Raw genomic sequence first — 21,397 nt, 5'->3', positions numbered from 1 at the left:
GGCGGCTATTGTCTGGACTAGGTGGAGTTGATAGCGTCCAGCCCAACCGGCTGACGGAAGGACCTCGGCGAGCATGTCCATTTCACGGGCCATCTCCGCGCAACCCTCGCGGTACGCGGCGCCACACCCCATGGACGTCGCCGAGGGCTGGACGCTCGAACGGGTCACCGCGCCCAGTCGGCTGTTCGGTGCCAACGGTCTGCGCACTGGCCCGGACGGCCGCGTCTACATCGCCCAGGTGACCGGCAGCCAGATCAGCGCGCTGGACCACCGGACCGGGGAACTGGTGACCGCCAGCCCCACGGGTGGCGACATCGTGGCGCCCGACGACGTCGCGTTCGACGCCGCCGGCAATCTGTACGCCACCGAGGTGATGGACGGCCGGGTCAGCGTCCGCGACACCGGCGGCCGAACGCGGGTGCTGCGCGACGACGTGCCGTCGGCCAACGGCATCACCTTCTACCGAGACCGGCTGTTCATCGGTGAATGCCGCGAGGGCGGGCGGCTGCTCGAATTCGACCTGACGGGCGGTCCGCCGCGGGTGCTCTTGGAGAACGTGCCCTCTCCGAACGCGATGGAGGTCGGCCCGGACGGGCTGCTGTACTTCCCGGTGATGGGTGCCAACGAGATCTGGCGCATCGACCCCGACGGGGGCGAGCCGCAGTGTGTGGCAACCGGTCTCGGCGTGCCCGACTCGGTCAAGTTCGATGCCCGGGGCCACATCGTCTCGACCCAGGTGGCAACCGGACAGGTGCTGCGCATCGATCCGCGCAGCGGCGAGCAACGCTTGCTCGCCCAGCTGAACCCGGGGCTGGACAACTGCACGTTCGTCGGCGATCGGCTGTTCGTTTCCAACTTCACCGGCGAGATCACCGAGATCTCGCCCGACGGCACAGCGCGATCCGTGCTGGCGGGCGGGCTCAACTGGCCGCTGGATCTCACGGTGGGCCACGACGGGCGGCTCTACATCGCCGACGGCACCTACTTCTACGTCGCCCTGCCCGACGGATCACTGCACACCGCCGGAATGTTGTTCAGCCCCGGTTATCCCGGGTTCCTGCGCGGTGTGGCGGCAAGCGGTCCCGGTGAGTTCGTCGTGACCACGTCCGGCGGCCAGGTCGGCCGGTACCGGCCCGAGGCCAACGAAACCGACGTGCTCGCAGACGGTTTCGACCAGCTCTACGGCGTCGCCCTGAGCCCAGCCGGTGTGGTGTTCGCGGAGCTGGGCACCGGGCGGGTGCTGTCCTGGGAGTCGGGAGATGTCGAGGTGCTGGCGACCGGGCTGCGTGAACCGGTCGGCGTCGCGATCGATGCCAACGGGTCCGCCATGGTGGCGGAGGCAGGGGCCGGGCGGGTGATCCGGGTGAACGGGTCGAGCCTCGACACCGTCGCCGCCGATCTGCAACGCCCGCAGGGCATTCTGGTCCGCGGAGATGTGCTCTACGTGGTCGACGCCGGCGCCAAGGAGCTGGTCGCGTTCGATCTGAGCACCAACGCGCGGCAGACGATCGCGTCCGGGCTGCCGGTCGGTCCCCCGCCGGGTGTGACGCCCAAACCGCTGCGCGGCATGCCGCCGTTCTCCGGGCCGCAGGGCCCGTTCGCCGGCATCGCCGCCGCGGGCGACGGGACGTTGTATATCTCGGCCGACGGCGACGGCAGCGTGCTGGCCTTGCGCCCGACCCCGGGCGGTCCGTGATGCCCCAGGCCCTTGCCGGCGACCACCGCTACCTTCAGATCGCGCGCACGCTGCGCAAGGAGATCGTCGACGGCGTCTACCCGGTGGGCTCGCAGCTACCCACCGAACACCAGCTGTGCGAGCGCTTCGCGGTGAGCCGCTACACCATCCGCGAGGCCCTGCGGCGCCTGCGCGAGGACAACCTGGTCGCATCCCGGCCCAGGGCCGGCACCCGTGTCGTTCCCCGGCCGGCGTCGAGTTCCTATGCCCAGGACGCGATGTCGATCGACGACCTGCTCGCGTTCGCGGCCGGCGCGCAGCTGACCATCGAATCCAACGCGATGGTGACCATCGACGCCGAGCTCGCCGCCCGCACCGGCCTCGACGTCGGCTCCCAGTGGCTGTCGGTGCGCGGCTACCGGCAGGCCGACGGCGCGGCGGTGCCGATGTGCCGGACTGAGTACTACATCAACCGCAGTTTCGCCGCCGTGGGCAGGCTGCTGCAACGCCACGTCGGCCCGATCTTTCCGTTGATCGAGGATCTGTTCGGCGTGAGCGTCGCCCAGTTGCACCAGGAGATCGCCGCGGTCCTGCTGTCACCGGAACTGGCCGACGGACTCGGTGTGGAGGCGGGGACGGCCGCGCTGCAGATGCGGCGCACGTACACGACCTCCGATGGCGAGATCGCGCAGGTGACCATCAACACCCACCTGTCGTCGAGGTTTCGGTACGCGATGACCATGCGACGCGTGGACGAATAGGCCGCCCCGAGATGAGGTCGCGGTGACCGCCAAAGCGCCCCAGGACACGGCCGATGCTTCGGAGGCATACCGGCGCGGGTTATGGGTACGCACCACGCTGGCCGACGCGCTACGCTCGGCCGCCGAGGCCGCGCCGCGGCGAATCGCCTTGGTGGACGGAGACATTCGACTGGATTGCGCGTCGCTCTACGCCCAGGCCAACGCGCTGGCAGCGGCCCTGTTGGCGCGCATGCCGACAGGCAGCGTCGTGTCGTTCATGTTGCCGAACTGGCACGAGGCCGCCGTCATCTACCTGGGCGCGACGCTCGCCGGGATGGTGGTGAACCCGATCCTGCCGTCGCTGCGCGGCCACGACCTGCGCTTCATCCTCGACGATGCCGGCACCGCAATGCTTTTCGTCCCGCAACGCCACGGCGGCCACGACTACGCGGCGATGCTCGATCGCGTGACGGCCGCCATGAGCCGCAGCCCGGAGGTGGTGGTGCTGCGCGGTGACGCCGGTCCGCACACGCCGTATGCCTCGCTGCTCAGCCGGTCGCCGGACGATGCTCCTGGGCTGCCGGCGCTGGACCCCGATTCCGTGCGGATGGTCCTGTATACGTCCGGCACCACCAGCCGCCCGAAAGGCGTCCTGCACACCCACAATTCGCTGCACGCCCTGATCTGTCAGATCCGCGACCACTGGATGATCGCGCCGGGCGACACGTTCCTGGTGCCGTCCCCGATCGCGCACATCGGCGGCTCGATATACGCCTTCGAATGCCCGCTGCTGCTGGGCACCACCGCGGTGCTGATGGACCGGTGGGACGCCTCGGAGGCGGTTACCCTGATGGACTCGCAGGCGTGCACCCACATGGCCGGGGCCACGCCGTTTCTGCAGCAGCTGTTGGCCGCCGCCGAGCGCGCCGACACTCGCCTGCCGGATTTGAAGCTGTTCATCTGCGGCGGCGCCTCGGTGTCGCCCTCGCTGATCCGCCGCGCCGCAGACTATTTCGAGCAGGCCGTTGTCACCCGGGTGTACGGCTGCACGGAAGTGCCCGTCGCGACCGTCGGCGCCCCCCGACCGGATGAGGCCGGTGCCGCGGCGGATACCGACGGCCGGCCCGGAATCGCCGAGATCAAGCTCGTCGCCCACGAGGCCGCGCCCGCCGGCGACGGGGAGATCTGCGTGCGCGGCCCGCAGATGCTGCGGGGTTATCTGCACCCGGAAGACGGCGCCGAGTCCTTCGATGCCGCAGGGTTTTTCCGCACCGGTGACCTCGGACGCTGGGTCTCATCCGGTTTCGAAGACCAGTACCTGGTGGTCACCGGCCGCGCCAAGGACATCATCATCCGCAGCGGCGAGAACATCTCGGCCAAAGAGGTCGAGGACCTGCTCGCCGACCATCCCGGCATCGCCGAGATCGCGGTCGTCGGGCTGCCCGACGACCGCACCGGAGAGCGGGCCTGTGCGGTGATCGTCCCCGCGGGTGCGCCCGCCCCGGACGTCGCGAGTCTGCTTGCGCTGCTGGTGAGCAAGGGAGTCGCCAAATTCAAGGCGCCCGAACAGGTCGTGATCTGGGACGCCCTGCCCAAGAACGACGCGGGCAAGGTTCTCAAGCACCGGATCCGGGCGTCGCTGATACACGGCGATCGCGAGGGCGGCGCAGCCGGGCGCTGCGGAGGGACTAAGGATGGGTGAGATGCAGGTCGCAATCGTCACTGGCGCGAGCAGCGGCATCGGCTTGGGGTGCGCGAGGAAGCTCGCCGAGATGGGCATGGCGGTCGTCGGCACCGGCCGCGACCGGAGCCGGCTGGCCGAACTGGCAAGCGCGGTCGGCGATCCGGATCGCGTCGCGACACTGGCCGTCGACCTGACCGCCGACGACGCCCCGCGCCGCATCGTGGACCTCGCGGTCGACCGGTGGGGCCACATCGACTTCCTGATCAACAATGCCGGGGTGGGCAGCCCCAAGCCGCTGCACGAAACCGACGACGAAACCCTGGACTATTTCCTGGGTTTGATGCTGCGGGCGCCGTTTCGGCTGGTGCGCGACGTGCTGCCGCACATGAAACCCGGGTCCGCGATCATCAACGTCACCTCGACCTTCGCGGTCGTCGGCGGCCTGCGCGGCGGCGCGTATTCCGCCGCCAAGGGCGGGCTGACCGCGCTGACCACTCACATCGCCTGTCAGTACGGTGCGTCGGGCATCCGGTGCAACGCCGTCGCCCCCGGGGTGACGGTGACGCCGATGGTGGAGAAGCGCTTGGAGGACGAGCGATTCCGCAAGATCAACACCGAGATGACCCCGCATCAGCGGCTGGGCCGCATCGACGACATCGCCAGCACCGTCGCCTTCCTGTGTTCGCCGGGGGGAAGTTTCATCAACGGCCAGACGATCGTCGTCGATGGCGGATGGAGCTCGACGAAGTATCTCTCCGAGTTCGCGTTGTCGTCACAGTGGATCGAGCGATGAATCTGTTCGCCATGCTCGACCAGGCCGCGAGCCGGTTTCCCGATCGTGGCGCCCTGTACCTCGGGGAACGCCGCATGTACACGTGGATCGAGCTGCGGGACCGGGCATTACGCCTGGCGGCGTCGATCCGCGGGCAGCACGGCGCGGGCGCCCGGATCGCGATCGCGACCCACAACCGCCCCGAGATCGTCGAGTTGATGTTCGCGATCTGGGCCGCCGAGTGCGTCGTGGTCCCGATCAACTACAAGCTGCATCCGCGCGAAATAGTGCAGATCCTTCAGGACGCGGGCGCCGCGCGGGTATTCGCGTCGTCGCCCATCGCTGCCGCGCTTGCGCCCCTGACCGGGGCCCCTACGGAAATCCTTGATTCCGAGGGGTTTTCGCGGCGGTTTGCCGTCGACCCAGCGCGGCCGCCGCGCACGGACCAGTCGGCGCTGGCGTGGCTGTTCTACACCAGCGGAACCACCGGCCGGTCGAAGGGCGCGATGCTTTCGCACCGCAACCTCACCGCGATGACGGTCGCCCACCTCGCCGACATCGATGCCCCCGACGAGGGCTGCAGCCTGGTGCACGCGGGGCCGATGTCACACGGGTCCGGACTCTACGTCCTGCCGTACGTGCTGCGCGGCGCCCGACAGGTGGTGCCCTCGTCGGGGGCATTCGATCCCGACGAGTTCCTCGATCTCTGCGCATATCACCCGGGCGCCAGCGCATTTCTGGCCCCGACGATGGTGCAACGGCTGGTCGAGACGGGCCGCAGCCGCCCGGCACATCTGCGGGCCATCATCTACGGCGGCGGACCCATGTACGTCGACAGCCTGCGCAAGGCGATCACGGCATTCGGCCCGATCTTCGCGCAGATCTACGGCCAGGGTGAATCGCCGATGACCATCACCGGGCTGCGCCGCGCCGATCACGACTCGGACGACGACGCGATCCTCGGGTCGGTCGGCTATGCGCGGTCCGGCATGGACGTCGCGGTGCTGCGCGCCGACGGCAGCCCGGCACCCGTCGGGGAGATCGGCGAAATCGTCTGCCGCGGTGACGCCGTCATGTCCGGGTACTGGGACAACCCCGAAGCGACCCGCGGCGCGCTCAAAGACGGCTGGCTCTACACCGGGGACATGGGTTCGTTCGACGCGCGCGGTTTCCTCACGCTGCGGGATCGGTCGAAGGACGTGGTCATCAGCGGCGGCAGCAACATCTACCCGCGGGAGGTCGAGGAGGTACTCCTCGAGCACCCCGGCGTCGCCGAGGCGTGCGTGGTGGGCGCCCCCGACGAGGAATGGGGTGAGGTGGTGGTCGCGTTCATCGTCGGCACAGACGATCCCGTCGAGCCCTCGGCGTTGGACGCACACCTGCTGACGCGCATCGCCCGCTTCAAGCGGCCCAAGCGCTACGAGTTCGTCGACGAGCTACCGAAAAACAGCTACGGCAAGGTGCTCAAGCGCGAACTGCGCGCCAGCCTGGCTCATTGAGCCCCGCCAAGCCACGAAAGGGAGGTCGCAAATGAAGTGTCGTGCCGCCGTCATCCGCGGGGTGGGCCAGGACTGGGAGATCCGTGAGATCGAGCTGGACCCGCCCCACGCGGGTGAAGTCCTGGTGCGGATGGCCGTCGCCGGGATCTGCCACTCCGACGACCACCTGTTCACCGGCGACGTCGTCCCGACGGCCGAGGCGATCGCCGCCAGCGGTCGGCCGGCACCGGATTGGTTCCCGCTGCTCGGCGGTCACGAGGGTGCCGGCGTTGTCGAAGAAGTCGGGCCCGGCGTGACGTCGGTGCGGCCGGGGGACCACGTGGCGCTGTCGTTCATTCCGGCGTGCGGCAGTTGCCGCTTCTGCGTGAACGGCCAGAGCTACATCTGCGACATCGGGGCGAGCCTGTTCGTCCGGGAGATGCCCACCGACGGAACCTGCCGCCGGCATCTGGGCGACGAAGACCTGTTGGCCTATGGGCAACTCGGCACGTTCGCCGAATATGCGGTGTTGTCGGAGAGGTCGGTCATCAAGATCGACGACGCGATCCCCTTCCATGCCGCTTCGCTCGTCTCGTGCGGGGTCAGCACCGGCTGGGGTTCCGCGACGATCTCCGCGGGCACCGAGCCCGGTGACACTGTCGTCGTCCTGGGCGCCGGGGGTGTCGGGATGAACGCCCTGCAGGGGGCCCGCGCCGTCGGAGCGAAGTACGTCCTTGCGGTGGATCCGGTTGAGTCCAAACGAGATTCGGCCAAGATCTTCGGCGCCACGCATACCGCCGCCTCCGCACAGGAGGCGATCCCGCTGGTCAATGAGATCACCGCGGGCCTGATGGCGGACCGCGTCGTGATCTGCCCCGGCGTGGTGCATGTCGACTTGCTGCCGTTGGCGATGGCGCTGCTGCGCAAGGGCGGCGTCTGCGTGCTCACCGGCATCACCCCGTTCACCGAGCCGCCGGTTCCGCTGGTGCTGCAGGAGATGACGCTGTCGGCCAAACAACTGCGGGGCGCGCTGTACGGCGGGATGAATCCGCGCACCAGCGTGCCGATGCTGTTGTCGCTGTACCAGGCCGGCGCCGTGAAACTCGACGAGTTGGTCACCCGTCACTATCGGCTCGAGCAGATCAACGAGGCGATGACGGATCTGCGGGAAGGCCGCAACATTCGCGGCGTGATCGATTTCGCCGGCGCGTGATCACCCGCTCAACCGGACGCGAAGTGACTGCGGATGCCGGCCAGCATCTTGACGTGCGCCTTGACCCCTTCGCGGATGGTCACCCCGGCCAGTGGCCGCGGGGCGGTGATCGAAATCCGCTCGGTCACCCGGGTGCCGCCGTCGGCCGGCTCGAAGCTCACCGTGCCGCGCAGCCGCACCCCCGGTGACTGGCCGGCCTCGGTGACCACTTCGCCGCGCACGGGCACGTGCAGCCGGGCCTGATAATTGGTGCGAAGGGTGAACGGTCCCAACGGAATCCGGTCGACGACGCGGTAGGTCTGCCGGTAGCCGTCCGGGGTTTCGCTGCGGGACACCGTTTCCACGGACACGATCAGCGGATGCACGAGCTTGATGTTGTTCAGGTCGACGTAGAAGTCGCGGACCGCGTCGGGGGCTGCGGGCACTTGTTCACTGAGTGTCCGGTCGGCATGCACGGTCCACCAGCTCATGGAAGAAATCTAGCCCTGCGGCGGCGCCCCGCTTACCGTGGACGCAGAAGCGAGCGGAGAAGACATGGGCACGCACGGTCAGGTCGTCGAGCGTTACCTGGAATGCCTGGCCGCTCACGACTGGGACGGACTCGCCGCCACCATCACCGAGGACGGCCTGACCCGGGAGGGGCCGTTCTGCGACGTGGTCGAGGGCAAGGCGCGCTACGTCGCCTACTTGCGCAAGGTCTGCACCAGCCTGCAGGGGCACCGGTTGGCGGTGCGGCGGGTCTCGCAGGTGGATTCGCGGGTGTGCTACGCCGAGCTGTCCGAGACGTTCGAGATCGACGGCGTCGCGACCACCTGGCCCGAGTGCATCCTCTTCGAGCAGGGCGACGACGGATTGATCTGTCACGTCAGCGTGTTCTTCAAGCAGCGGCAACCCGATCCCACGTAACGGTCTATTCCCTCGCCTGCTGAATTGACCTAACGTGTCATGAATGGAGGCAGATGGAACTCCGGAGTCGGTGCCGGTCGAGAAATTGCACTCGGGCGACCCGATCACCGATTGTGGTCAGCGGTACATAGTTCTCGAATCGAAATCCTTCAGCGATAGCTGCGTGGTGCTCGAGCTGGAGTCCAGGGTCGATCACCAGCTGCAGGTCATCGAGAAGTCGTTTCCGACCGGGTACCAGGTGGGCAGGGCGAACCACCGAATTCTGTAGCGAATTCTTATTGCCCGAATATTGCGCGAGTAGCCGGTGACGGCTACCGCGCATTCATGTTTTGCGGGCTTTGTCACCCTGGGCGCGGCGGCACGGTCCAAACCCACTGCGGTGCTTAGCTTTCGCGTGGCGGCCGGATGTCGTTGGGGTCGTTGGGGTCCGGCTCGCCGAACCAGCGCGACGGCTCGTGCGTGCCGTACGCATCGTGCCAGTCCCACCATTCATACGGGGCGCTCTGCGGGTAGCCCTCCGGCGAATCCTCCCAGTTTTCCTGGCGTCCCAACGCGGTCATATCCAGGAAGCTCCACGTGGTTCCGAGCGCCTCGTCGCCGCGGTTGTTGATGAAGTAGGTGCGGAACACCCGGTCGCCGTCGTGGATGAAGGCGTTGGTGCCGTGCCATTCGTCGACGCCGAAATCGCTGTCGAATCGATCGGTGATGGTGTACCACGGCATCTTCCAGTCCATCCGCGCCTTGAGTCGCTCGATGTCGGCCTGCGGCGCGCGCGAAGCGAACACCAGCGTGGTGTCGCGGGCGTTCAGGTGAGCCAGGTTGCCGACGTGGTCGGCGATCATCGAGCAGCCGCGGCACGCGTGGTCGGGCCAGCCGTGGATGTCGGGCCCGTAAAAGGCGCGATAGACGACGAGTTGGCGCCGGCCACCGAACAGGCCCAACAGGTCGACCCTGCCCTCGGGTCCCTCGAATTCATAGGTGGAGTCGACGGCCGTCCACGGCATCCGGCGCCGCATGGCCGCGAGCGCGTCATGGGCGCGGGTGAGTTCCTTCTCCTTGACCAGCAGTTGCTGATGCGCCCTGGCCCACTGCTCGGCCGACACGATCGGCGGTGTGTTCATCCTTGCCTCCCTTTTCGATCTTCGGGTCTCAGGTAAGCGGCGAGAGTCCGGCCGCGGTGAGCAGATACGCGTCGTGGTCGGTGGCGGCGCCGGTCGCGATCTCGAGCACCGACGTGCCCACCTGTTCGGGGGTGAGTGCGGGCCCGGCGGCCTGCACGAAGGAGTCGACGTCGACGCCTTGGCGCCCGGCGTAGGCCGCGACGGCGGCCGCGCCCAGGTCCGTGGCCGGGGTCAGCCGCGGCAGCACGGCGGTGAAGCCGATCCCGAGACCCGCGCGTTGCGATTCGGCGGCGGCGTAGCTGGTGATGAACCTGACGGTGGCCTTCGCGCCCGCATAGCCTCCCGACAGCGGTGATCCGTTCACCGCGGCGCCGCTGGACATCACGATCACCGAACTGCCCGGCGCCAGCGGGTGCCGCAACGCGCGGCGAACCCAGTGAAACGCCTGCGCGACGTCGCAGTCCCAGTTCGCGCTGAACGTCTCCCACGTCTGGTCCTGCAGCGGCGCCATGCGCGGCGTCGCGCCGGCGCACAGCACCAGCGTGCGCGGCCGGTATTCGTCGATCAGCCGGTCGGCCGTGGCGGGATCGGCGGCGTCGGCCACCACCGGGATGAAGGCGTCGCCGAGCTGGGCGCGCACCTCGTCGAGTTGTGACCGGGTGCGCGCGACCCCGACGACCCGCGCGCCGCCCGCCACCAACGCCGCCGCGATGGCGCGGCCGAATCCGCGGCCCGCGCCGGTCACGATCGCCGTGGCCCCCTCGGCGTGGGCGGTGCCGGTTTCCTTCATGGTCGTGGTCCCTCTCTGCTGTGGTCCTGCGGCCGGGGCCGCGCCTTCACTAATTCAGATACGGCGCCGCGGCCGGATTCATCGCGTGCGGCCGATGAATTTCGGTAGCCCGATGTCTCTAAACGAGTAGGTTCTTCACCCAGCCGAAAGGAGGGGCCGTGCCGGCGCAGGACGATTTCGTTGAGCAGGCGGCGCCTTTTCGCGCCGAGCTGATCGCGCACTGCTACCGCATGCTGGGTTCGGTGCACGACGCCGAAGACCTGGTCCAGGAGACATACCTGCGGGGGTGGCGCGGCTATCAGGCGTTCGAGGAACGCGCGGCGCTCAAGACGTGGCTGTATCGGATCGCCACCAACGCCTGCCTGCGCGCGCTGGAGAACCGGGCCCGCCGCGTGCTGCCGATGGGGGTGGGCGACGGATCGGTCGACCCCGACGCCGATTTCGACGCCAAGGCCGGCGCGCACGCGTGGCTCGAGCCGATTCCCGACGCAATGATGTTCAAGAGCCCGGAAGACGACCTGACCGCAAAGCAGAGCGTGCGGCTGGCCGTGATGACCGCCCTGCAAGAGCTTCCGGCGCGGCAGCGCGCCGTGCTGATCCTGCGCGACGTCGTACAGTTCAGCGCCGCCGAGGTTGCCGAGCTGCTCGAGACCACACCCGCGGCGGTCAACAGTTCGCTGCAGCGCGCCCGGGCGCACCTTGCCGAACTCTCGCCGGCCGAGGAGAACATGTCCGAGCCCGGCGACGCCCAGCGCCGCGAATTGCTCGACCGGTATTGCGCGGCATTCGAAAACGCGGACATGGCGGCGCTGACGGCGCTGCTGCAAGCCGACGTCAAGCTCGAAATGCCGCCCATGCCAGTGTGGTTCACCGGCCGAGACGCCGTGCTGCGGTTCCTCGCCGGACGCGCCCTGGCTCCGCGAGGCGACATTGTGATGATCCCGACAGCAGCGAATGCGCAACCCGCCGTTGCCGAATACCGCCGTAGCGCCGACGGGACCATGCGGGCGCACTCCATCCACGTCTTGACCACCGGCGTCACCGGGGTCGCGAGCATCACCGTCTTCCTCGACGCAGGGTTGTTCCCCACGTTTGGTTTGTCGGCAACCCGGTAACCTCTGCACAGGGACGTAATCGCACCCCTTGCTCACTAAGGGAGGCCCGACCTGCACCGGCTTGCATTGTCGAGGTGTCGTCGCACGGTCTTACCTTCCCGGCCCACGTGTGGACAGGTCCTCCACACGTCAGGATCATTAGGCGCGGTAGACGTAGTGAAGGGTGACGAGTGAAGATTCCCGGCGTTTCCAGCGTCGTCGCCAGCGTAGCCGGCGGAGCCGCGCAGGTGGTGCGGGCCGGTGTGTCCACCGCGGCGGGGGCGGCGGGCGCGCTGCAGACGTTGGCCAGTCCGGTGACCGAACTAGCCGGCCCGGTCATTCAATCGGTTGCTCAAACGACGGGCCGGGCGATCGGACTGGACGGTTCGTCCAGCGGCTCGCCCACCGCGATCTTGCCGCCGGTGCGCTGGCACAGCGGGCACCGAGTGCACCTCGATCTCGATCCGCTGCTGCCCTTCCCGCGTTGGCACGAGTACGCGCCCGCCGTCGAGGAGCCGGTGCGCCGGATCCCCGGTGTGGCCAAGGCCCATGTCGAGGGCTCGCTGGGCCGGTTGGTGGTGGAGCTGTCCGACGACGCGGACGGCGACGCCGTCTTGGACGAGGTGCGCGCGACCGTCTCCTCGATCGCCTCGGACATCACCTGGTCGAAATCGGAGTCGCCGCCGCTGTCCGCGCCGTTCGCCGACCCGGGCAACCCGCTGGCGATTCTGGTGCCCCTGACCGCGGCGGCCATGGACGTCGTCGCGATGGGGGCCGCGGTCACCGGATGGGTCACCCGGTTGCCCGCCGCGCCGCAGACCACCCGCGCCGCCGCCGCGCTCATCAACCATCAACCGCGGATGGTGTCGATCCTGGAGGCGCGGTTGGGCCGGGTCGGCACCGACATCGCGCTGGCCGCGACCACGGCCGCCGCCCACGGACTCACGCAATCGTTCGGCACCCCACTGCTGGATCTGACCCAACGCACCCTGCAGGTCTCCGAGGCGTCGGCGCACCGGCGGGTGTGGCGCGACCGCGAGCCGCAGCTGGCCTCCCCCGACCGGCCGCAGGCCCCGGTCGTCCCCGTCATCTCCTCGGCCAAGTCGGAGCTGCCCCGGCACAGCTGGGCCGCGTCGGCCGCCGGGGAGGCCTCCCACGTCGTGGTCGGCGGCACCATCGACGCGGCGATGGACAAGGCGAAAGGCTCGATGGCCGGGCCGGTGGAAAGCTACGTCGATTCGGCGGCCAACGGCTCGCTGATCGCGGCGGTCAGCGCGCTGGTCGCCGGCGGCGGCACCGAGGACGCGGCCGCGGCCATCGAAGCGGGGGTGCCCAGGGCCGCGCACATGGGCCGCCAGGCGTTCGCGGCGATATTGGGCCGCGGGCTCGCCAATTCCGGGCAACTCGTCCTCGACCCGGGCGCGCTGCGCCGCCTGGACCGGGTGAAGGTGGTCGTCATCGACGGCGCCGCGCTGCGCGGCGATCACCGCGCGGTCTTGCGTGTCCGCGGCGACGCTCCCGGCTGGGACGACGACCGCGTCTACGAGGTGGCCGACGCGCTGCTGCACGGCGAAGAGGCGCCCGAGCCCGACGCCGACGAGTTACCCGCGACCGGGGCGCGGCTGAAATGGGTTCGCACCCAAGGACCTTCGGCGACACCCGCGCAGGGCCTGGAAAGCGCCGACCTGATCGTCGACGGCGAATGCGTGGGCAGCGTCGACGTGGGCTGGGAGGTCGACCCCTACGCGATCCCGCTCTTTCAGACCGCCAACCGCACCGGCGCGCGGGTGGTGCTACGCCACGTCGCGGGCACCGAGGACCTCACCGCCAGCGTCGGCACCACGCACCCGCCCGGCACGCCGCTGCTGAACGTGGTCCGCGAGCTGAGAGCCGACCGTGGGCCGGTGCTGCTGATCACCGCGCTGCATCGCGACTTCGCCTCGACCGACACCCTTGCCGCGCTCGCGATCGCCGATGTCGGTGTGGCCCTTGATGATCCGCGCGCCGCCACGGCGTGGACCGCCGACATCATCACCGGCACCGACCTGGCCGACGCGGTACGCATCCTCTCGGCGATCCCGGTGGCCCGCTCGGCCAGCGAATCGGCGGTGCACCTGGCGCAGGGCGGCACCACGCTGGCCGGCCTGCTGCTGGTCACCGGCGAGCAGGAGGCGGGCACCAGCCCGGTCAGCTTCCGGCGCTGGCTCAACCCGGTCAATGCCGCCGCGGCCACCGCCCTGCTGGCGGGGACCTTCTCGGCCGCCCGGGTGCTCCGGCTGCCCGACCCCACGCCGCAGCCGCTGACCGCCTGGCACGCACTGGATCCCGAGATCGTCTACTCGCGGCTGGCCGGCGGCGCGCGCCCGATGGCCGTCGAAACCGAGCCGTCCTGGCGGCGTCGCCTCGACGACCTGTCCTACAGCCCGGCGCTGCAACCCCTGCGCAAGCCCCTGCACAACGCCGTCCGGCTGGCGTCGGCCACCCGGACCGAACTCGCCGACCCGCTGACGCCGATCCTGGCCGTCGGCGCGGCGGCCTCGGCGATCGTCGGCAGCAACATCGACGCGCTGCTGGTCGCCGGGGTCATGACCGTCAACGCGATCACCGGTGGGGCGCAACGGCTCCGGGCCGAGTCCGCCGCCGCCGAACTGTTCGCCGAGCAGGACCAGCTGGTGCGCCGGGTGGTCGTTCCGGCCGTCGCGACGACCCGCCGTCGGCTCGAGGCCGCCCGGCACGCGACCCGCACGGCCACGGTGTCCGCGAAGTCGTTGCGGCCCGGCGACGTCATCGACCTGGCCGCACCCGAAGTGGTGCCCGCCGATGCCCGCCTGCTGATCGCCGAAGACCTCGAGGTGGACGAATCCCTGCTGACCGGCGAATCGCTTCCGGTCGACAAGCAGGTGGACCCCGTCGCGGTCAACGACCCCGACCGCGCCAGCATGCTGTTCGAGGGCAGCACCATCGTCGCCGGGCACGCCCGGGCGATCGTGGTCGCCACCGGCGTCGGCACGGCCGCGCACCGCGCGATCTCGGCGGTCGCCGACGTCGAGACCGCGGCCGGAATCCAGGCCCGGCTGCGGGAACTCACCAGCAAGGTGCTGCCCCTGACGCTGGCCGGCGGCGCGACGGTGTCGGCGCTGGCGCTGCTGCGCCGCGCCCCGCTGCGCCAGGCGGTCGCCGACGGCGTGGCGATCGCGGTGGCCGCCGTGCCCGAGGGCCTGCCCCTGGTGGCCACCCTCTCCCAGCTCTCGGCCGCCCAGCGGCTGACCGCGCGCGGGGCCCTGGTCCGCGCGCCGCGCACCATCGAGGCGCTGGGCCGCGTCGACACCGTGTGTTTCGACAAGACCGGCACGCTCACCGAGAACCGGCTGCGCGTGGTGTGCGCGGTGCCCGAGGACGTCGACCCGCACGACCCCTTCCCCAAGCTGACCGACCCGGAATCGGCCGGGCTGCTGCGGGCCGCGGCGCGGGCGTCGGCCCAGCCGCAGGAAGGCCAGGGGCATGCACACGCCACCGACGAGGCGATCCTGACCGCGGCGAGTTCGCTGAACGGCCAAAGCGATTCGGACTGGGCGATGCTCGCCGAGGTCCCGTTCGAATCCAGCCGCGGCTTCGCCGCCGCCATCGGCACCGTGGGGCACGACAACGGGCACCCCGCCGACGCACCGGTGCTGGTCCTCAAGGGGGCCCCCGAAGTCATCCTGCCGCGCTGCAAGTTCGCAGACCCGAAAGCCGACCGGCAGCGGGCCGAGGCGGTGGTGCACGGTCTCGCCGAGCAGGGGCTGCGGGTGCTCGCCGTGGCGCAGCGCGGCTGGAAGCACGAAACCGACGACGACGACACGGACGCCGACGCCGTCGACGTCGCGGCGAAGAACCTCGAGCTGCTCGGCTACGTCGGCCTGGCCGACACCGCCCGCGCGTCGGCGCGTCCGCTGATCGAGGCGCTGGTGGACGCCGACCGCGACGTCGTGCTGATCACCGGCGATCACCCCGTCACCGCGCGGGCGATCGCCCGGCAACTGGGCCTGCCCGAGGGCGCCCGGGTGGTGACCGGCGCCGAACTCGCCGGTCTCGACGAGGACGCGTGCGCCAAGCTGGTCGCCGACGTGCAGGTGTTCGCCCGCGTCAGCCCCGAGCAGAAGGTGCAGATCGTGGCCGCGCTGCAGCGCTGCGGCCGAGTCACCGCGATGGTCGGGGACGGCGCCAACGACGCCGCCGCCATCCGGATGGCCGACGTCGGTATCGGGGTGAGCGGTAGGGGCTCGTCGGCCGCCCGCGGCGCCGCCGACATCGTGTTGACCGACGAGGATTTGGGCGTGCTGATGGACGCCCTGGTCGAGGGCCGCAGCATGTGGGCCGGCGTTCGCGACGCCGTCACCATTCTGGTCGGCGGCAACGTCGGTGAGGTGCTGTTCACCATCATCGGCACCGCCTTCGGCGCCGGCCGCGCCCCGGTGGGAACCCGTCAGCTGCTGCTGGTCAACCTGCTCACCGACATGTTCCCCGCGCTCGCGGTGGCCGTCACCTCGCAATACATCGAGCCGGACGAGGCCGAGTACGAATCGGCCGAGGCCGCCGAAGAGGCGCGCCGCCTGCACCGCCGGGCCGTGCTCACCGGGGCCACGCCCTCGCTCGACGCACCGCTGATGCGCCAGATCGTCACCCGCGGCGCTGTCACGGCCGCCGGGGCGACGGCCGCCTGGGCGATCGGGCGCTGGACGCCGGGCACCGAACGCCGCACGGCGACAATGGGTTTGACCGCGCTGGTGACGACGCAGCTGGCGCAGACCCTGCTGACACGCCGGCACAGCCCGCTGGTCGTGGCGACCGCCCTGGGCAGCGCCGGCGTCCTGGTCGGGATCGTGCAGACCCCGGTGATCAGTCAGTTCTTCGGGTGCACGCCGCTGGGGCCGGTGGCCTGGTCCGGGGTGCTGGGGTCGACGGCGGGTGCCACCGCGATCTCGGCGCTGGCACCCAACTGGCTGGCCAAGCAGGTCGCCGCCCTGGAGCCCGGGGAAGACTGACCGCTAGCCGGACAGCTCCCGGCGCAGCACCTTGCCGGTGGGGTTACGCGGAATGCTGCCCACGACGTTGATGTCGCGGGGCTGTTCGAAGCGGGAGACCCGGCCCTTCAAATATTCGCGCAGCTCGGTGGCGTCGATCTCGCTGCCCGGCTGGGCGACCACGAACGCCGCCAGCCGCTGACCGAACCGTTCGTCGGGGACCCCGATGACCGCGTTCTCGGCGACTGCGGGGTGCTGGGCGAGCGCGTTTTCGACCGCGCGCGGGTAGACGTTCTCGCCGCCGGAGATGATCATGTCGTCTTCGCGCCCGACGATGAAGAGCCGGCCCGCGTTGTCGAGATAGCCCATGTCGCCGGTGCTGGTCATGCCGTCGACGACGGCCTTCGCGGCGCCATCGGTGTAGCCGTCGCTGGTCAGTTCGCCGCCGACGAAGATCCGCCCGGTGACCCGCGGACCGACCGGCTTGTCGTTCTTGTTGAAGATTCGCACCGGGCATCCGACGACCGGTCTTCCGACGGTTTCTGGCGCTTCGCGCAGATCCGCGGGCGTGGCCAGCGCTCCGATGCCGACCTCGGTGGAGCCGTAGCCGTTGTAGAGGATGTCGCCGTAGGCGTCCATGAACCGCTGGCCCAGCGTGGGATCGAGGCGGTCGCCACTGGAGATGACCGTCCGCAAGTACGGCAGCGGGTTGCGCGCCCGCACCTGCTCGGGCAGCTCCAGGATGCGCGCGAGCACGACGGGCACCGCGGTGAAGGCGTCGGCGCGATGCAGCGACGCCTGGGCCAGCGCGGTTTCGGCGTCGAACTCGCGGCGGGTGAGCACGGTCCCCCCGAGCGCCAGGGTCAGCATCAGCATGCCCAGCCCCAGGCCATGAAACATGGGCATTGCCACCGAGGTTCGTGAACCGGTGTGCAGCCGGGTGCGATCCAGGATCGTCACCCACACGCCCAGCGCCGAGCGCAGCTGCGGCGTACGGGGCACCCCTTTGGGGGTGCCGGTGGTGCCCGATGTCAGCAACACGATGCGGCCGGGGGAGGCCACGGCCGGTCTGCGGGCGCCCTCGTCGGTGCCGGCCGTCGCCGGATCGACGGTGACGACCGATTCGTCCGCGGCCCGCAGCCGCCCGGCGAATTCGCCGTCGGCGACCACGGTCGCAATGCGGTGCGCTCGCACCGCGGCCGCCAGGGCGTCGCTGCGGAACTCCGTACTCATCGGCACGACATCGGCGCCCAGCAGGGCGGCGGCGAACACACCCGCCACGAATCCGCGTCCGTTGCGGCACATCACCCCGACCACCTGCCCGGGTGCAACACCGTCATCGGCCAGCCGCCGCGCCAGCGACTCGGTCGCTTGTTGGAGCTGTCGATAGCTCAGCGCACCGTCGTCGTCGACGATGGCCGTCCGGTCGGGCCAGCGGGCCGTCGTGACCGCCAGCAGCGTGTAGGGGCTGGTGCCGCCCCGGCGTGCCTCGCGCAGCAGCCGGAAACCCGCGAGCGGCGTCGGCGGGCTCAGCAGGCCCGAGCGCAGCAGGGCGCGGGCGGCGGTGGGAATCACCCGGTCAGTCGTCATCGTCGGCCTCGTCGGTGTCGGACTCGCTGAAGAATCGGCGATGCCACAGCCGCGCGGCGTAATCGGCCGGCCCGGCCAGCAGCACCGAGGCCAACTCGGCCGGCAGCACCCAGGGGGGTTCGATGGTGCGGGGCCGTTCGATGACCGCCTTGGCGATGGCGTCGGCGGCCTCGTCCGCCGACAGGCCGGGAAGCCGGGTCAGCAGCGGGGTGGGCGCGATCATCCTGGTTCGCACCAGCGCGAAGTAGACCGTGGTCACATCGACGCCGTCGGTGTGCAATTCCGGCGCCACGCTGCGCAACCAGCGGTCGAAGGCGCCCTTCGACGCCTGATAGGCACCCCATTGCGGACCGGGCGCCACCCGCACGCCGACACTCGACACGTTCACGATGTGCCCGCCGCCGCGGCCCCGCATGGCCGGGAGCAACCCCAGGAGCAGCCGCACCGGCCCCAGGTAGTTGATGTCGATGGTGCGCTGGAAGTCGTGCGGCCGGTCGTATTGGTCATGCAGCGAGCGCCGCAACGATTTGCCGGCGTTGCTCACCACGATGCCGGGCGGGCCGTGCTCCTCGACGATCCGCTTGGTCAGCGTGCTCACCGCGGATTCGTCGGTGAGGTCGGTCGGGTAGGCGACCGCGTGGCCCCCACCGGCATTGATCGCCGCCGTGAGGTCGCACAGTCGTTCCTCGGATCGCGCGACGACGAGGACGGTCGCCCCCGCGGCGGCCAGGCTGCGCGCGGTCGCCTCACCGATGCCGTAGGAGGCGCCGGTCACCAAGACGGTCTTGCCACAGACGGCGCCGCGCAACCTGTCGAGATCCGACACCCGCGCCGGGTTGGCCACGTGGTCCGTGACCATGTTCAAGGCCTGCGTTAGTGCGTTCAACTTCGCTGCCGCATTCACTCGAGCCGTTCGCCGAGGTCGGCTGTAGCTTCACCGTGACCCCGGCTCGTAACTACGAGTAGCAGACCACACTGCGGAACGGGTCCGCCGTCCGGCCCTGCGGCGTGCTTACGGGGCGACCTCGGCGACGAGTGGGCACGGCGGGTCCGGGCGCCCGCGCCGGATAGCGTCGCGCACAACCGAACTCGGCCCGTCCGCAGTCGCGGCGGTTATTTTATGAGAACACGGTAATTTCGGTGTTTCGGGTGTTTAAGCGGCGTGTTGCCTGGGCACAATGGCGGCATGATCGCACGTCACGTCATTCGTTCCCTCGGTTCAGCCGTAGTTCTCGCAGCGTCGGGCGTGGCCGTTTCGGCCCTGTCCGCTTCCGTTATCCCCTCCGCGTCGGCCCAGTGCCCGGACGTGCAGGTGGTGTTCGCCCGCGGCACCGGTGAAGCGCCGGGCGTGGGCCCCACCGGTCAGGCCTTCGTCGACGCGCTGCACCAACGGGTGGGCGGACGGTCCTTCGACGTCTACCCCGTCAACTACCCCGCCAGCGATCAATGGGCGACCGGCATCGACGGTGTCAGAGACGCGGGCGCCCACGTGAATTCGATGGCCCACGACTGCCCCAACACCAAGATGGTGCTCGGCGGCTACTCCCAGGGCGCGGCCGTGATGGGCTTTGTCACCTCAGCCGCCGTGCCCGACGGCATCGACCCCAACACCGTGCCCAAACCGCTGTCCCCCGACGTGGCCAACCACGTCTCCTCGGTCGTGCTGTTCGGCATGCCCAACGTGCGGGCAATGAACTTCCTCAACGAACCGCCCGTGGAAATTGGCCCGTTGTATCAGGACAAGACCATCAAGGTGTGCGCCACCGAAGACCCCGTCTGCTCCGACGGCCTCAACTTCGCCGCGCACAACACCTACGCCGACGACGGCGCGATGATCGACAAGGGAGTCGCGTTCGCCTCCAGCCACCTGGGCCTGGACGGGCCGGGCGCAATGGCTGTCGCGTCGCCGCACGGCGGCTTCGGAGAGTAAGCAGCCCGACCGGGATTCCTGGCTAATCCCTGACGAACCCCTTGTTGCGCATCAGGGCATCGGCCAGGAATCCGTCGTGCGGAACGTGCGGTGCGTGCCACCACGTCGGGTGGTGCCCGCAGTAGACGTTGCCGACGGTCGGCTCGGCGAGCAGATCGTCAATCAGCGCCTCGTCGCCCGTGATCGCGGCGACCACCAGCGAATGCCGCAACGACACCACCCCGTCGCGGCGCGACCAGGCCGACACCCAGACACACGGAAAGGGCAGCTCCAGGTTGAGTCGGTCCGCGTCGGGTTCGGCCATCAGATGCAGCGCCGGGCACAGCGCGGCATAGCCGTCGCCGAGGTCGGCGACCACCTGGTCGGCGCCGAGTAGCGGCGTCGTCCCGACGGCCTTGGCCGCCAGGAAGTTCGCGACTGCGCGTGCCTTCTCGACGGGCTGGGTGGGCAGGGTGGCTCGCTCGTCGTCGGTGGGCAGCGGTTCGATCGTCGCCAACCGTGCGGCGATCGCGCGCGCCAGCGCGCCGGGATCGCCCTCGTAGAGCACCGCGGTGGTGTTGACGCATGCCATGCCTCCGTGGTTGGCGATCGAGTCGACGATGACGTCGAGATAGTCCCGCCAGTCGCGGTCGGCGGTGATCACGATCTTGCTGCGCCCCGGTCCGTTGACGATCACCGCCGGATCGTCGGCGTACTTGTCGACCACCTCCTGACCCCCGTACACCATCGCCAGGTCGGCCGCCCGGATGATCTCGTCGGCTGCGCCATGATCGGTAGGCAGATAGACGGCGTCCTCGGCGCGAAACCCGGCCTGCCGCAGCGCACACCAGCCGATGACCCGTCAGCGGCTCGCGGCGCGAGGGGCGCACCGCGACCCGGTAGCCCAACGCGAGCGCCTGCGGCCAGAGCCCGTGGACGCCCGGACCGTTTCCGGCCGCGTGCACCGCGAACACCTCGCCGCGCCGCACCCACAGCGCACCGCCCGCGCGGGTGCGCTCCTCGCGCCAGTCCAGGCTCGCGCCCACCGGGCGCGCCGGCCGCACCGCATCGACCGCGCCGCCCACCGCGTCGGCCACACCGCGCGCCCCGGCTCGGGTGATCGCGATCGGCATGCCCGAGATCCGGGCGGCCAACGCCACATAGGCCTCGAAATCCAGCCCCGCGATCACACCGTCGGCGAAGATGCCGGCGGCCCGGGACAGCGCGTCCGCGCGCCCGGCGGCCGGCAGTGGCGCGGCCCTGCGCTGCGCGCCCAGCGTGCGCGAAACATACAGCGGCGGCACCAGGCTCAACTCGGCGACCGCGACACCGGCGGTGGTGGTGACGAGTTCGCGTTTGCGGGTCCGGTACTCGCCGTCCACACCGAGCGCGTCGAGGGCGACCAAACCGGTTGCCGCGCGG

16 protein-coding genes and 1 pseudogene are annotated in these 21,397 nt (G+C 70.1%); 11 read left to right on the top strand and 6 right to left on the bottom strand.

Features of this window, described 5'->3' with window-relative positions; genetic code table 11:
- Positions 1-73 precede the first annotated feature (73 nt).
- The 6 genes from AC5Y5B_RS15985 to AC5Y5B_RS15960 are packed head-to-tail and all read left to right on the top strand — an operon-like array spanning position 74 to position 7,562.
- A complete protein-coding gene (locus AC5Y5B_RS15985) occupies positions 74-1,696 on the top strand; it encodes an SMP-30/gluconolactonase/LRE family protein (RefSeq protein ID WP_112632023.1) in 1,623 nt (540 codons plus the stop codon).
- On the top strand, positions 1,696-2,436 hold the full coding sequence (locus AC5Y5B_RS15980) for a GntR family transcriptional regulator (RefSeq protein WP_112632022.1): 741 nt from the start codon (positions 1,696-1,698) through the stop codon (positions 2,434-2,436). The genes AC5Y5B_RS15985 and AC5Y5B_RS15980 overlap by 1 nt, the downstream gene beginning before the upstream one ends.
- A gap of 22 nt (positions 2,437-2,458) precedes the next feature.
- On the top strand, positions 2,459-4,117 hold the full coding sequence (locus tag AC5Y5B_RS15975) for an AMP-binding protein (RefSeq protein WP_500005914.1): 1,659 nt from the start codon (positions 2,459-2,461) through the stop codon (positions 4,115-4,117).
- Positions 4,110-4,892: an SDR family NAD(P)-dependent oxidoreductase gene (locus AC5Y5B_RS15970; protein WP_500005912.1), complete on the top strand. Its 783-nt coding sequence runs from the start codon at positions 4,110-4,112 to the stop codon at positions 4,890-4,892. Before AC5Y5B_RS15975 ends, AC5Y5B_RS15970 begins: the two co-directional genes overlap by 8 nt.
- Complete coding sequence (locus tag AC5Y5B_RS15965) at positions 4,889-6,370, top strand: acyl-CoA synthetase (protein ID WP_500005910.1); 1,482 nt, start codon at positions 4,889-4,891, stop codon at positions 6,368-6,370. The genes AC5Y5B_RS15970 and AC5Y5B_RS15965 overlap by 4 nt, the downstream gene beginning before the upstream one ends.
- Positions 6,371-6,401: 31 nt before the next feature.
- Positions 6,402-7,562 carry an NDMA-dependent alcohol dehydrogenase gene (locus AC5Y5B_RS15960; RefSeq protein WP_500005908.1) on the top strand — a complete coding sequence of 387 codons (1,161 nt, stop codon included), beginning with the start codon at positions 6,402-6,404 and terminating at the stop codon, positions 7,560-7,562.
- An 8-nt stretch (positions 7,563-7,570) separates the two neighbouring features.
- On the opposite strand, the gene AC5Y5B_RS15955 is transcribed toward AC5Y5B_RS15960, so the two are convergent.
- Complete coding sequence (locus AC5Y5B_RS15955; protein WP_500005907.1) at positions 7,571-8,032, bottom strand: SRPBCC family protein; 462 nt, start codon at positions 8,030-8,032, stop codon at positions 7,571-7,573.
- Positions 8,033-8,096: 64 nt separating this feature from the next.
- On the opposite strand from AC5Y5B_RS15955, the gene AC5Y5B_RS15950 reads away from it, so the two are divergent.
- Both AC5Y5B_RS15950 and AC5Y5B_RS15945 read left to right on the top strand, forming a co-directional pair.
- Positions 8,097-8,468, top strand: a complete 372-nt coding sequence (locus tag AC5Y5B_RS15950) for a nuclear transport factor 2 family protein (protein WP_112632017.1) — start codon at positions 8,097-8,099, stop codon at positions 8,466-8,468.
- A gap of 43 nt (positions 8,469-8,511) precedes the next feature.
- Positions 8,512-8,736 carry a hypothetical protein gene (locus AC5Y5B_RS15945; protein WP_083063764.1) on the top strand — a complete coding sequence of 75 codons (225 nt, stop codon included), beginning with the start codon at positions 8,512-8,514 and terminating at the stop codon, positions 8,734-8,736.
- 115 nt (positions 8,737-8,851) lie between these two features.
- Here the strand turns inward: AC5Y5B_RS15945 and AC5Y5B_RS15940 are convergent, their stop codons facing one another.
- Together AC5Y5B_RS15940 and AC5Y5B_RS15935 are read right to left on the bottom strand one after the other, a co-directional pair.
- Complete coding sequence (locus AC5Y5B_RS15940; RefSeq protein ID WP_112632016.1) at positions 8,852-9,589, bottom strand: DUF899 domain-containing protein; 738 nt, start codon at positions 9,587-9,589, stop codon at positions 8,852-8,854.
- A gap of 28 nt (positions 9,590-9,617) precedes the next feature.
- Positions 9,618-10,379 (bottom strand): SDR family oxidoreductase, encoded by a 762-nt coding sequence (locus tag AC5Y5B_RS15935; protein ID WP_500005904.1) that lies wholly within the window; start codon positions 10,377-10,379, stop codon positions 9,618-9,620.
- Positions 10,380-10,537: 158 nt separating this feature from the next.
- Here AC5Y5B_RS15935 and AC5Y5B_RS15930 point away from each other — a divergent pair, with 158 nt between their 5' ends.
- On the top strand, positions 10,538-11,494 hold the full coding sequence (locus AC5Y5B_RS15930) for a sigma-70 family RNA polymerase sigma factor (RefSeq protein ID WP_112632014.1): 957 nt from the start codon (positions 10,538-10,540) through the stop codon (positions 11,492-11,494).
- Between the two features lie 170 nt (positions 11,495-11,664).
- A complete protein-coding gene (locus tag AC5Y5B_RS15925; RefSeq protein WP_500005902.1) occupies positions 11,665-16,497 on the top strand; it encodes a cation-translocating P-type ATPase in 4,833 nt (1,610 codons plus the stop codon).
- Positions 16,498-16,500: 3 nt separating this feature from the next.
- Here the strand turns inward: AC5Y5B_RS15925 and AC5Y5B_RS15920 are convergent, their stop codons facing one another.
- Together AC5Y5B_RS15920 and AC5Y5B_RS15915 are read right to left on the bottom strand one after the other, a co-directional pair.
- Positions 16,501-18,066, bottom strand: a complete 1,566-nt coding sequence (locus AC5Y5B_RS15920) for an AMP-binding protein (RefSeq protein WP_500005901.1) — start codon at positions 18,064-18,066, stop codon at positions 16,501-16,503.
- Positions 18,056-18,925 carry an SDR family NAD(P)-dependent oxidoreductase gene (locus tag AC5Y5B_RS15915; protein ID WP_112632011.1) on the bottom strand — a complete coding sequence of 290 codons (870 nt, stop codon included), beginning with the start codon at positions 18,923-18,925 and terminating at the stop codon, positions 18,056-18,058. The genes AC5Y5B_RS15920 and AC5Y5B_RS15915 overlap by 11 nt, the downstream gene beginning before the upstream one ends.
- 327 nt (positions 18,926-19,252) lie before the next feature.
- Between AC5Y5B_RS15915 and AC5Y5B_RS15910 the strand changes: the two genes are divergently transcribed.
- Positions 19,253-19,996, top strand: coding sequence for a cutinase family protein (locus tag AC5Y5B_RS15910; RefSeq protein WP_289176466.1), 744 nt, complete (start codon positions 19,253-19,255; stop codon positions 19,994-19,996).
- A gap of 22 nt (positions 19,997-20,018) precedes the next feature.
- Here the strand turns inward: AC5Y5B_RS15910 and AC5Y5B_RS15905 are convergent.
- A pseudogene (locus AC5Y5B_RS15905) lies at positions 20,019-21,381 on the bottom strand (aldehyde dehydrogenase family protein).
- Between the last annotated feature and the right edge of the window lie 16 nt (positions 21,382-21,397).

It is taken from the genome of Mycobacterium sp. NGS33 (assembly GCF_059812885.1).
This window is presented reverse-complemented; position numbering and strand designations above follow the sequence as displayed.

Coding starts and splice junctions, on each gene's coding strand:
- AC5Y5B_RS15985 (WP_112632023.1), top strand. CDS start 74: ATGTCCATTTCACGGGCCATCTCCGCGCAACCCTCGCGGTACGCGGCG.
- AC5Y5B_RS15980 (WP_112632022.1), top strand. CDS start 1,696: ATGCCCCAGGCCCTTGCCGGCGACCACCGCTACCTTCAGATCGCGCGC.
- AC5Y5B_RS15970 (WP_500005912.1), top strand. CDS start 4,110: ATGGGTGAGATGCAGGTCGCAATCGTCACTGGCGCGAGCAGCGGCATC.
- AC5Y5B_RS15965 (WP_500005910.1), top strand. CDS start 4,889: ATGAATCTGTTCGCCATGCTCGACCAGGCCGCGAGCCGGTTTCCCGAT.
- AC5Y5B_RS15960 (WP_500005908.1), top strand. CDS start 6,402: ATGAAGTGTCGTGCCGCCGTCATCCGCGGGGTGGGCCAGGACTGGGAG.
- AC5Y5B_RS15955 (WP_500005907.1), bottom strand. CDS start 8,032: ATGAGCTGGTGGACCGTGCATGCCGACCGGACACTCAGTGAACAAGTG.
- AC5Y5B_RS15950 (WP_112632017.1), top strand. CDS start 8,097: ATGGGCACGCACGGTCAGGTCGTCGAGCGTTACCTGGAATGCCTGGCC.
- AC5Y5B_RS15945 (WP_083063764.1), top strand. CDS start 8,512: ATGGAGGCAGATGGAACTCCGGAGTCGGTGCCGGTCGAGAAATTGCAC.
- AC5Y5B_RS15940 (WP_112632016.1), bottom strand. CDS start 9,589: ATGAACACACCGCCGATCGTGTCGGCCGAGCAGTGGGCCAGGGCGCAT.
- AC5Y5B_RS15935 (WP_500005904.1), bottom strand. CDS start 10,379: ATGAAGGAAACCGGCACCGCCCACGCCGAGGGGGCCACGGCGATCGTG.
- AC5Y5B_RS15920 (WP_500005901.1), bottom strand. CDS start 18,066: ATGACGACTGACCGGGTGATTCCCACCGCCGCCCGCGCCCTGCTGCGC.
- AC5Y5B_RS15915 (WP_112632011.1), bottom strand. CDS start 18,925: ATGGTCACGGACCACGTGGCCAACCCGGCGCGGGTGTCGGATCTCGAC.
- AC5Y5B_RS15910 (WP_289176466.1), top strand. CDS start 19,253: ATGATCGCACGTCACGTCATTCGTTCCCTCGGTTCAGCCGTAGTTCTC.